Here is a 10,058-nt window from a genome sequence, read left to right as displayed (position 1 = left end):
GTGCTCCGAACAATTCATCGCTTGCCATCGTGGTCTCCTGCGAATCCGCCATCGCCAGAGAATCACACTGCGACGGCTTTCGGCTATAGTGCTCGATGAGCCGTCGAATAGATCACACCCTCTGAGGAGCCCGCGGAGCGGGCGTCTCGAAGGATGCGCCGCGGGCGAGAGCATGGCTTGCATGGTTCGCCCGGCGATGCAAAGCATCGTCTGGAGACGCGCGAAGACGCGCTCCTCACCATGAGGAGAACGACCAGCTTTGCGGCGTTAACCTTTTCGCGCGCACAACGGCCGGTCTGTCACGAAAATCTCGCTGCGGTGCGGGATCACAATCCTTGCCGCAGTTTCTACGTCCTTGATCTCAGGTGAGCACTGGCCGACAATGTTCGCCGTTCAATAAGAAACTCCCTGGGGGAATTCGTGAATAGACCTGCTCGGGTCAGCGCCCATTCGACATCATCCGATTCTGCGCACGGCATGGCGCTGCTGCGCGATCCCCTGCTCAACAAGGGTACCGCCTTCACGGAAGCGGAGCGCGATGCGCTCGGCCTGCGCGGCCTGCTTCCGCCTTGCGTGCTGACGATGGAGACCCAGGTCGAGCGTGTGCTCGTCAATCTGCGCATGCTGCCGACCGATCTTGAAAAATTCGTCGCGCTGAATGCCCTGCATGACCGCAACGAGGCGCTGTTCTTCCGCGTCATCGTCGACAATATCGACGAGATCCAGCCGATTATCTACACGCCGACGGTCGGGCTCGCCTGCCAGAAATACGGCCTGATCTTCCAGCGCCCGCGCGGCATGTTCATCTCCTCGCGCGATCGCGGCCAGATCGCCGACGTTCTGAAGAACTGGCCCAACCCCGCAAAACTCATCGTCGTGACCGACGGCGAGCGCATCCTCGGCCTCGGCGATCTCGGCGCCAACGGCATGGGGATTCCGGTCGGCAAGCTCTCGCTGTATTCGGCCTGCGCCGGCGTGCATCCCGAGCATTGCCTGCCTGTCGTGCTCGACGTCGGCACCAACAATGAAGAGCTGCTCAACGACCCCTATTATCTCGGCCTGCGCGAACGCCGGCTCACCGGCGAGGCCTATGACAGCTTCGTCGACGAGTTCATGGTGGCCGCGCGAAAAACGTTCCCGGGCGTGCTGATCCAGTTCGAGGATTTCGCCAATCATTCGGCGTTCAAGCTGCTGCACAAATATCGGGACGAGACCTGCGTCTTCAACGACGACATCCAGGGTACGGCTGCCGTCGCGCTCGCCGGCCTGTTCTCGGCCTTGCGCGTCAACGGCGGCAAGCTGAAGGACCAGCGCATCCTGTTCCTTGGCGCAGGCGAGGCCGCGACCGGCATCGCCGACCTCGTGGTCTCCGCCATGATGGCGGCGGGTGCTTCCGAGGCGGAAGCGCTCCGCCGCAACTGGCTGGTGGATTCCCGTGGCCTCGTCGTGAGCGGCCGGGATGGCCTGTCCGGTCACAAGCTCCGTTATGCCCATACCGACCAGGCGCCGATCGCCGACTTCCTCACCGCGATCAGGACGCTGAAGCCGACGGCGATCATCGGCGTCGCCGCGGTCGGCGGCGCCTTCACGCCCGACGTGCTCAAGGCGATGGCCGAGCTCAATGAGCAGCCGATCGTGTTCGCGCTCTCCAACCCGACCTCGAAGGCCGAATGTTCGGCGGAGGATGCCTACCGCTACACCGAGGGCCGCGCGTTGTTCGCCTGCGGCAGCCCGTATGATCCGGTCAGGCTCAACGGCCGCACCTTCGTGCCGCGCCAGGACAACAACTCCTACATCTTCCCGGGCGTCGGCCTCGGCGTCATCGCCAGCCGCTCGCGGCTGGTGACGGACGAGATGTTCATGGCGGCCGCCCATACGCTCGCCGATTGCGTCGGCAAGGACGATCTTGCGCAGGGCAGCCTCTACCCGGCCCTGCCGCGCATCCGCGAGGTCTCGGTCCTCATCGCCGCCGCCGTCGCCGACGTCGCCTATCAGCGCGGGCTCGCGGACGGGCCTGCGCCCAACGACGTGAAAGGCCTGGTCCAGTCCCAGATGTACGAGCCGAAGTACTAAAGCCTGATGACTTTTGGTTGACTCGATCTGGCGGCTGGCTCGGTCACCTCTCCCGCTTGCAAGCGGGAGAGGGAGCGCACCGCCCTCGCGCGTCGCAACGCGCCCCCGTTAGGTCAGCGCGGCGATACCATTTCAGGTGGAAACGCCGTTGCGCGGCGCGGCCGTATATGCGACGATCTGTAGCGTTACAAGAAAACTCAAGCCGTCAGGTAGCCACCATGGACGATCGTTTGCCCGAACTGGGCGACCTCGAGCACGAGGTCATGCAATTGGTTTGGGCCCATGGTCCCGTCACGGCAGAGGTCGTGCGGGAGCGGCTGTCGCGGCGTCTGAAGGAATCCACCGTGCGCACGGTGCTGCGCCGGCTCGAAGAAAAAGGCTATGCTAACCACACCGTGGACGGGCGCACCTACGTCTACCACGCCGTGGAAGAGCGCTCGCGGGTTGCGGCCAAGGCGGTGCAGCGCATCGTCGACTGGTTCTGCAACGGCTCGATCGAGGAGGTCCTCGTCGGCATGGTGGACAATGCGATGCTCGACCAGCAGCAATTGCGCACGCTGGCCGACCAGGTGGCCAAGGCGAAGAAGGCGAGGGGAGTGAAGAAAGAATGATCGCAACTCTGGCTGAGGCGGCGCTGCGCTCCTTTGTGCTGGGAGGCGTCGTCTGGTTCGGTCTCAACCTGTTTCGCGTGCGCAATCCACACGTTCACATGACGGCGTGGGTCGTCGTGCTCTTGGCCTCGCTCGCGATGCCATTCGTGATGCATTGGCCGACGCTCACCATCGACCGGCTGCCCTTGTCGGTGCCGGTATCGGATGAATTGTGGCCGGCCGATATCTCGATGCTGGAGACGTCGCAGCCTGCGCTGCCGATCGCGCCCGGCGCAATCGTCGCTCCGCCAGTGAAAAGCATCGTCTCGATCGACTGGTGGCTGGTGGCCACGGTGGTCTATGCCGGCGTCGCCGGTCTCTTGCTGCTGCGGCTTGCGATCGGCCTCGGCCTGACCTGGCGCCTGGCGCGCGCGGCCAAGCCGATGAAGGGCCCGCAGATGATCGACGCCGACGTGCGCGTCAGCCGCGACATCGGCGGCCCCGTCACGTTCGGCTCGACCATTCTGGTGCCGCCGCAATTCGCCGGCTGGGACGCGAAGAAGCGCCTCGCGGTGCTCGCGCATGAAGGCGCCCATGTCGCCAACCGCGATTTCTACGTTCTGCTGCTCGCGGCGCTCAACCGCGCGGTGTTCTGGTTCAGCCCGTTCTCGTGGTGGCAGCTTGCGCATCTTGCCGAGCTCGCCGAGATCATCAGCGACGCGCAGGCGATCGAAGTCATCGACGACCGGCTGTCCTACGCGGAGATCCTGCTTGAATTTGCCAGCAGCGTGAAACCGCGCACCGTGGAGCTGGCGATGGCGCGGGCCTCGACCGTGCGCGCGCGTGTCGAACGCATCATCGCGGCCGCCGCGCTGCCCGTCGCGGTCGGCTGGCGCAAGCGGCTGTGGATCGCGGGTGCGATCGTTCCGGTGGTGATCGTGTCCGCCGGCATGATCGCCTATCGCACGCCGGCCCCTGCGTCCGCCGTCGCTGATCTCGGCGAGGTGCCGGCCCGGCACTACCGTCCCTTCGTCAATTTCTACGCCGTGGGCCCGGCCTCGGTCTTCGCGATCTTCCGCGAAGGTGACGAGCTTTACGGCCAGCTCACCGGGCAGCGCAAATTGCGCCTGACGGTGGGCAGTGACGGCAGCGCGTCCTACCCCGCCTCGTCCGGCGAGATCACGTTCCCGCTCGATGCGGAGCGTCGTTCGGCCGAACTGATGCTGCGCATGAACGGCCGCGACATCCGCGCGGTTCGCGTTGCCGAGATGCCGACGGCGGCGGCCACCGATTCCGGATCACTCGATCAATATGTCGGCTGGTACAGGGTCGCGCCGAACCGCGTGCTCACCGTGCGCCGCGACGGAGATCGGCTCCAGGTGCAGGAAACCGTGCAGGGCCGGGCGGCGCTCCTCACTGAGGGTGCCGACGTCTTCTCGATCCATGGCGACAATCTCCTGATTTTCCTGCGCGACGACCAAGCCAAGGTCTCGCGCGTGCTGGTCCAGAACGCAGTCTTCGGCGCCCGTCTCGCGCCGCGGATCGATGCGGCGCTGGCGCAGGCGATCGAGGCCGACTTCGCGCGTCGTATCGCGGAAGTGCCGGACCGTTTCCGCGAGCAGGTTCCGGTCGCCGGCGGCAAGGAAATGATCCTGCGCGGGATCGAGGACCTGCGCAGCGGCACGCCGAACTACGACCGGATGAGTGCGCCGCTGGCCGCCAAGATCCACCGTCAGCTCGATGAGACGCACGCGACGTTCGTTGCGCTCGGCGGGTTGGAGTCGATCTTCTTTCGCGGCGTCGGCCCCGGCGGCTACGACATCTATGGCGCCAAGTTCGAGAACGGCACAGCGGAATTCCGCCTGCTGCTCGAGCCCGACGGCAAGGCCGGCGACGTCATCTTCCGGGCCGATGGCAATGACGAGCTCGGCGGCATCGTCTCCTGTGCGGAGGAGGCGAATGTGCGCGGCCGTGCCGGCACCTCGCCGATCCGGATCATGGTCTACAACGAGATAGGCGACGACATCCGCGTCTTCAATCTCGATGCCGACGGCAATCGCAAGACGCAAAGCGTGGTCAGGCCCAACATGAGCTGGGCTGCCACGACCACCGTGAACAATCCCTGGGTGATCGCCGACAAGTCGGGGCGGTGCCTCGAGGTCCTGATGCCGGGCCGGCAGACGCGCTTCCACAATGTCGAGGCTTCGAACATCGGCGCAAAGCCGGGACGCGCCGCGCGCCGCGCCGTTCCGATCGCCAATGGCGAGGAGATGCTGCGCCGCTACATCGAGGGCGTCGGCAAGGGACAGCCGGACTACGAGCACATGACGTCGGAGGTCGCCGACGTCACGCGCCAGCAGCTTCCGTTCGACCAGGCGATCCTGGCGAAGCTTGGCGCGCTACGTGCGGTCTCGTTCCGCGGCGTCACCGCGCTCGATAGCGACATCTACATCGCCCAGTTCGCCAACGGCTCGGCGGAATGGCGGATCGGTGTCAGGAACGGCACGATCACCAAGATCGCGCTCGGGCCCAACTTCTAGGATCGTTGCGGCTGCCCATCCGTCACGTCGGATGGGCGGCTCGCGACATCCGGACGCGACGCCTCAATCTCCCCTTGCAGGATCATACTCGAAGTGTTACGATCTGTAGCATTACGGTTCGTAGCCTCGCTGGCAGGCTTCGAGAGAAGTAGGCATTCGCCATGGGCAATTCTGCAAAGGCCGATTCTGTGCTTGCGCTTCATCGCTTCGGCATGGGGCCGCGGCCGGGATCGATCGCCGCCGTCGGCACCGACCCGCGCGGCGCGCTGATCGCCGAGCTCGACCGGCCGCTCACGCTGACCGCCGCCGCCGTCCTTCCCGCGAGCGCAAAGGCTTACCGCACTGTTGCCGACGCCAATGCGCGACGCGCGGCGCGGGCCAAGCAGGCGCAGCAGCAGGCCAAGAAGCAGCAGATGGCGGCCGCGCCGGCGATGTCGGAAGACCAGACGCAGCCGCAAGGTCAGGGCCAGGACAAGGACGCCGCCGAGATGGCGGCCAAGCAGGCGGCCGAAGCCGTTCCCGATCCCGGGCGTCCGATGTATTTGCAGGAAGCCAAGCTGCGCACGGAAGCCGCGCTGGTCGCCGACATCGGCTTCGCCGAGCGGCTGGTGTGGTTCTGGTCCAACCATTTCTGCATCTCGGCCAACAAGATCCAGAGCATGTCCGGCGCCTATGAGCGCGAAGCCGTTCGCGCCAACGCGCTCGGCCGCTTCGTCGATCTCCTGCAGGCCGTCGAAGGCCATCCGGCGATGCTGTTCTATCTCGACAATCTCGAATCGATGGGCGCGAATTCGATCGCAGGCATCAATCGCAGCCGCGGCCTCAACGAGAACATCGCGCGCGAGATCATGGAGCTGCATACGCTCGGCGTGCGCACCGGCTACACCCAGGACGACGTGATCAGCTTCGCCAATATCATGACCGGCTGGACGCTAGTGCCGCCGGGCTTCGATCCCCAGCGTGGCGGCGAATTCACCTTCAATCCGCGGCTGCACGAGCCCGGCGGGCAGAGCGTGCTCGGCAAGCGCTACGAGCAGGAGGATGCCGAGCAGGGCCGCGCGGTGCTGCGCGATCTCGCCGCGCATCCGGCGACAGCGACCCATGTCGCGACCAAGCTGGCGCGACACTTCGTGGCTGACGAGCCGCCGCCGGTGCTGATCGAGCAGATGGCGAAGAGTTTTCGCGACACCGAGGGCGATCTCAAGCAGGTCGCGATCGCGATGGTGTCGTCGGACGAGGCGTGGCGCGGGCCGCCGTCAAAACTCAAGCGTCCCAGCGAATGGGGCGTTGGCATGGTGCGCGCGACTGGGATCACGACCGTCGATCCCGTCCGCTTCACCGGCGGCCAGGAGCTGCTCGGCGAGGCGCTGTGGCGTCCGTCGGCCCCGAAGGGCTATCCGGATGACGAGGCGAGCTGGATCGACGGTGTCGGCCGGCGGCTCGACGTCGCCAACAATTTCGCCGAGCGCATCACCGGCATGGCCGATCCGCAAATCATCATCGAGGATGTCTTTGCGTCCGAGATCGCACCCGAGGTGAAGCAGGCGGTCGGGCGTGCCGAGAGCCGGCAGCAGGCGCTGGCGCTGCTGTTCATGTCGGCGGACTTTCAGAGGAGGTGAGTATGGGCTTCGTCAATCACCTGCCCACGCGGCGCGAGCTTCTCGTTGGTTCCGGTGCGCTGTTTGCATGGAGCCAGATGCCCAGGATCGCGCGTGCCGAAGGGCGCGATCCGCGCCTGCTGGTCATCGTGCTGCGCGGTGCGCTCGATGGTCTCGGTGTGGTCGCGCCGGTCGGTGATCCCGACTGGGTTTCCTTGCGCGGCGATCGCGCGCTGGTGCTGGATGGCAAGCCGCCGGCGCTGCCGCTCGATGCCTTCTTCGCGCTCAATCCGGCGATGCCGAACCTGCATCGGCTCTACAAGAGCGGCAAGGCTGCGATCGTCCACGCCACCGCGACGCCCTATCGCGAGCGTTCGCATTTCGACGGCCAGGACGTGCTGGAAAGCGGGCTCGTCAAGCCCGGCATGACCAGCTCGGGATGGCTCAACCGCGCGCTGCTCGCGCTGGAATCCGGCGGGCGTGTCGATCCACGCGGCAGCCGCGCACTCGGCATCGGCTCGGTGACGCCGCTGGTGGTGCGCGGTTCCGCACCTGTCATGACATGGGTGCCGCAGAAATTGTTGCCGGCGAGCGAGGACACGCAGAACCGCCTGCTCGATCTCTACCAGCACACCGATCCGAAGCTTGCGACCGTGCTCCAGGCCCGCATGAAGCTCGCTTCGCTCGGCGGCGCACTGGGCGCGGGCGATCCGATGTCCGACGATCCGACATTGATGCCGCCCGGCATCGCGCGTGTGCGCGCCTACTTCGCGGAAGCGGCCGGCACCGCCGCGCGCTATCTCGCAAAGCCCGACGGCCCGCGCGTCGGCGCCATGGGCTTCGTCGGCTGGGATACGCACATCGCCGAAGGCGCGGCCTCGGGCCAGCTCTACAATCTGCTCAGTGCGCTCGATGGCGCATTCGCCGCGATCGAGAGCAACATGGGCGAGGCCTGGCGAGAGACGGTGGTCGCCGTTGTCACCGAGTTCGGGCGAACCGCGCGCATCAACGGTACGCAGGGCACGGATCACGGCACCGGCACGGTCGCCTTCCTTATCGGCGGCGCGCTCGCCGGCGGCCGCGTGATCGCGGACTGGCCCGGCCTGAAGCCGGCGCAACTCTTCGAGGATCGTGATCTCAAGCCGACCACGGATTTGCGCGCGGTGTTGAAGGGGCTGCTGAGGGATCACCTGCGCGTCGAGGAGAAGGTGCTGGCCGATGCGATCTTCCCCGGGAGCGCCGATGTCAGACCGATGGGGGGCCTCGTCGGCTGACGGCGCGGCTTTGCAACCGGATCAGGTTCGGGATGTGCACACTGACACAACGGGAGCTCGACTTTCTCGCCAGCCTTAAAACAGGCTGGCAGTGGCTCTATCGGCGCGAGCTCGCGCGGCTCCTGAAGGGTGATACCAAGCCTGGCGAGGTTCAGCCGGAGACGGGCCCGATCGTCTGGCGCGCCGTATCAGGCTGATCCCACGAGTCTGTCTCGATTCAGGACAAGCCACTGTGGTGGAATCATCACAGCTGGCGCGAAACGGCTGCGGCCTCAGGCCCGCTTTTGTTCCGACAAGGTTCTGCCCTCATTGCCCACCGAAACTCCGGGACGTTCGGAGGGCGCATCATGTCTCGCTTTGCACGTGCCGAAAATGCCCGGATTTCGCTGGCAAGCTTATGCCGGTTGCTGCTCGCCATCATCGGTGCGGCGTCGCTTGCGGCGTGTGCGCAATCGCCGGTCGGCCGTCAGAAGGCCGATCTGGCCGGTACCAGCAGGCAGGCCATCGTCGAGCGCCCGCACAGGGTGGCGGCCCTGCATCCGCGTCCGATCCGCCGGGCGCGTGTCCCCGACGGCAACGGAAAGCAAAGCGTCTTGCACGGCGTTGCCAGCTTCTATTCGGATACGGAGACCGCGAGCGGCGAGAGGTTCGACAAGAACGAATTGACCGCGGCCCATCCGAGCCTGCCGTTCGGCACAAAGCTGCGCGTCACCGATGTCTCCTCGGGTCGCTTCGTGACCGTCAGGGTCAACGATCGCGGGCCTTATGTTCGCGGACGCGTGGTCGACATCTCTCCCTCCGCGGCCGAGGCGCTCGGCATGGTCGACAAGGGTGTCACCAATGTCCGGCTCGACGTGATGCAATAAAGCGCGGTTGTCATCGATCCGAGACGCTGTGCTTAACCGGCTGTTAGCCGCCTCTGGCGCAGGATGGATACCCAAACAATTCGGGACTCCAAATCGGAGTTTTTAGAGGGCGGCGTTTGAACACGATCCAGTATCTCGAAGATCAGGCCGCACGCGCCGAGCGGCTCGCCAAACGGATCACGGATACATTGACGATTGAAAAGCTCCTGACCTTCGCAGGCGAACGCCGCCGCGAGATCGAGGTCATCGCCGGCAAGTACCGGCGCGTCTGATTCCCATCATCCATGCACTGAACGCATTCGCCTCGTTTCCTCGTCTGCGCAATCGAAGCAATGCGCGCTCAGCTGTGGCTCTCGACGAAGTCGCTGAGATAGTCGGGCAGCGTCACGCCATCGATGTCGCAGCGTGCCCGAATCTCACCGGCGACGTCGGTCGAGATGTCTTTCATCCAGTGCTCGAGCGTGTTGAACGAGATGACCTGGATGGGATCGTTGAAGCACCCGGCGACGAGCTCGCCGATGGTGGCGTCTAGATCGCTTCGCTCGATACGGATTTCGGTCGCCTTGTCGAGGCGGTCGATCACCACGAACAGGGTCTGGTCTGCGCCATAGGGCACGACCGGGGATGGAACGCCGGCTTCAAGCATGTGAGGCACTCACGCCTTCGCTTCCGATCACCGTTAACGGAAAAAGCCGGAAGAAGGTTCCTGCGCCGACTTGATGCTTCTGTGAGGATCAGAGAAATTCTCTCAAGCGCGATAGCTCTATGACGTGCTCGGGCGAGAGGATGTCCGTCACCAGCGGCGGCTGCGCCGTCGTGCGGATCTCATAGAGATGCCTGGTCGCCGCCGGCTTCTCCATGAACGCCGAGATGCAGGCGTCGAGCGTACCCTCGCTGACCTGATAGGAATCTCTGTCGGGTCGCCGCTGGTTCGCAAGCGACGGCCATTTATGCAGCGCCGCAGGCATGCCAAAATCGACCTTTGAATCCCCAGCCACGTCCCCCATCGTCCCGCCTCACGCAAAAACAACCCCAGCACACAAGCGTGCGTGCCGGGGCCTACACCCATCGCTGCATCTAACGCGATGACCGGGAAATAGTTCCCGGCCAATTATTC

Annotated in this window: 10 protein-coding genes; 8 read left to right on the top strand and 2 right to left on the bottom strand. The window is 65.2% G+C overall.

What is annotated here, in order from left to right:
* Window positions 1-420 precede the first annotated feature (420 nt).
* The 8 genes from QCM77_RS30745 (at window position 421) to QCM77_RS30710 (ending at window position 9,213) form a co-directional block, all read left to right on the top strand.
* Complete coding sequence (locus QCM77_RS30745) at window positions 421-2,073, top strand: NAD-dependent malic enzyme (protein ID WP_279686112.1); 1,653 nt, start codon at window positions 421-423, stop codon at window positions 2,071-2,073.
* Between the two features lie 218 nt (window positions 2,074-2,291).
* Entirely contained in the window at window positions 2,292-2,684 is a 393-nt protein-coding gene (locus QCM77_RS30740; RefSeq protein ID WP_279668919.1) for a BlaI/MecI/CopY family transcriptional regulator, read from the top strand.
* Window positions 2,681-5,203, top strand: a complete 2,523-nt coding sequence (locus QCM77_RS30735) for a M56 family metallopeptidase (RefSeq protein WP_279686111.1) — start codon at window positions 2,681-2,683, stop codon at window positions 5,201-5,203. The genes QCM77_RS30740 and QCM77_RS30735 overlap by 4 nt, the downstream gene beginning before the upstream one ends.
* A 161-nt stretch (window positions 5,204-5,364) precedes the next feature.
* Window positions 5,365-6,822: a DUF1800 domain-containing protein gene (locus tag QCM77_RS30730; RefSeq protein ID WP_279686110.1), complete on the top strand. Its 1,458-nt coding sequence runs from the start codon at window positions 5,365-5,367 to the stop codon at window positions 6,820-6,822.
* Window positions 6,823-6,824: 2 nt separating this feature from the next.
* Window positions 6,825-8,075 carry a DUF1501 domain-containing protein gene (locus QCM77_RS30725; RefSeq protein ID WP_279686109.1) on the top strand — a complete coding sequence of 417 codons (1,251 nt, stop codon included), beginning with the start codon at window positions 6,825-6,827 and terminating at the stop codon, window positions 8,073-8,075.
* A gap of 32 nt (window positions 8,076-8,107) precedes the next feature.
* Window positions 8,108-8,272 (top strand): hypothetical protein, encoded by a 165-nt coding sequence (locus tag QCM77_RS30720; protein ID WP_279686108.1) that lies wholly within the window; start codon window positions 8,108-8,110, stop codon window positions 8,270-8,272.
* 150 nt (window positions 8,273-8,422) lie between these two features.
* Window positions 8,423-8,941 (top strand): septal ring lytic transglycosylase RlpA family protein, encoded by a 519-nt coding sequence (locus QCM77_RS30715; protein WP_279668924.1) that lies wholly within the window; start codon window positions 8,423-8,425, stop codon window positions 8,939-8,941.
* Window positions 8,942-9,057: 116 nt separating this feature from the next.
* Window positions 9,058-9,213 carry a hypothetical protein gene (locus tag QCM77_RS30710; protein WP_212096529.1) on the top strand — a complete coding sequence of 52 codons (156 nt, stop codon included), beginning with the start codon at window positions 9,058-9,060 and terminating at the stop codon, window positions 9,211-9,213.
* 68 nt (window positions 9,214-9,281) lie between these two features.
* Here the strand turns inward: QCM77_RS30710 and QCM77_RS30705 are convergent, their stop codons facing one another.
* Complete coding sequence (locus QCM77_RS30705) at window positions 9,282-9,587, bottom strand: hypothetical protein (protein WP_279668925.1); 306 nt, start codon at window positions 9,585-9,587, stop codon at window positions 9,282-9,284.
* 88 nt (window positions 9,588-9,675) lie between these two features.
* Complete coding sequence (locus QCM77_RS30700; RefSeq protein WP_279686107.1) at window positions 9,676-9,948, bottom strand: hypothetical protein; 273 nt, start codon at window positions 9,946-9,948, stop codon at window positions 9,676-9,678.
* Window positions 9,949-10,058: the final 110 nt, after the last annotated feature.

Source organism: Bradyrhizobium nivariense, assembly GCF_029846695.2.
In the GTDB taxonomy this organism is placed as follows: Bacteria; Pseudomonadota; Alphaproteobacteria; order Rhizobiales; family Xanthobacteraceae; genus Bradyrhizobium.
This window is presented reverse-complemented; position numbering and strand designations above follow the sequence as displayed.

Coding starts and splice junctions, on each gene's coding strand:
- QCM77_RS30740 (WP_279668919.1), top strand. CDS start 2,292: ATGGACGATCGTTTGCCCGAACTGGGCGACCTCGAGCACGAGGTCATG.
- QCM77_RS30735 (WP_279686111.1), top strand. CDS start 2,681: ATGATCGCAACTCTGGCTGAGGCGGCGCTGCGCTCCTTTGTGCTGGGA.
- QCM77_RS30730 (WP_279686110.1), top strand. CDS start 5,365: ATGGGCAATTCTGCAAAGGCCGATTCTGTGCTTGCGCTTCATCGCTTC.
- QCM77_RS30725 (WP_279686109.1), top strand. CDS start 6,825: ATGGGCTTCGTCAATCACCTGCCCACGCGGCGCGAGCTTCTCGTTGGT.
- QCM77_RS30720 (WP_279686108.1), top strand. CDS start 8,108: ATGTGCACACTGACACAACGGGAGCTCGACTTTCTCGCCAGCCTTAAA.
- QCM77_RS30715 (WP_279668924.1), top strand. CDS start 8,423: ATGTCTCGCTTTGCACGTGCCGAAAATGCCCGGATTTCGCTGGCAAGC.
- QCM77_RS30705 (WP_279668925.1), bottom strand. CDS start 9,587: ATGCTTGAAGCCGGCGTTCCATCCCCGGTCGTGCCCTATGGCGCAGAC.
- QCM77_RS30700 (WP_279686107.1), bottom strand. CDS start 9,948: ATGGGGGACGTGGCTGGGGATTCAAAGGTCGATTTTGGCATGCCTGCG.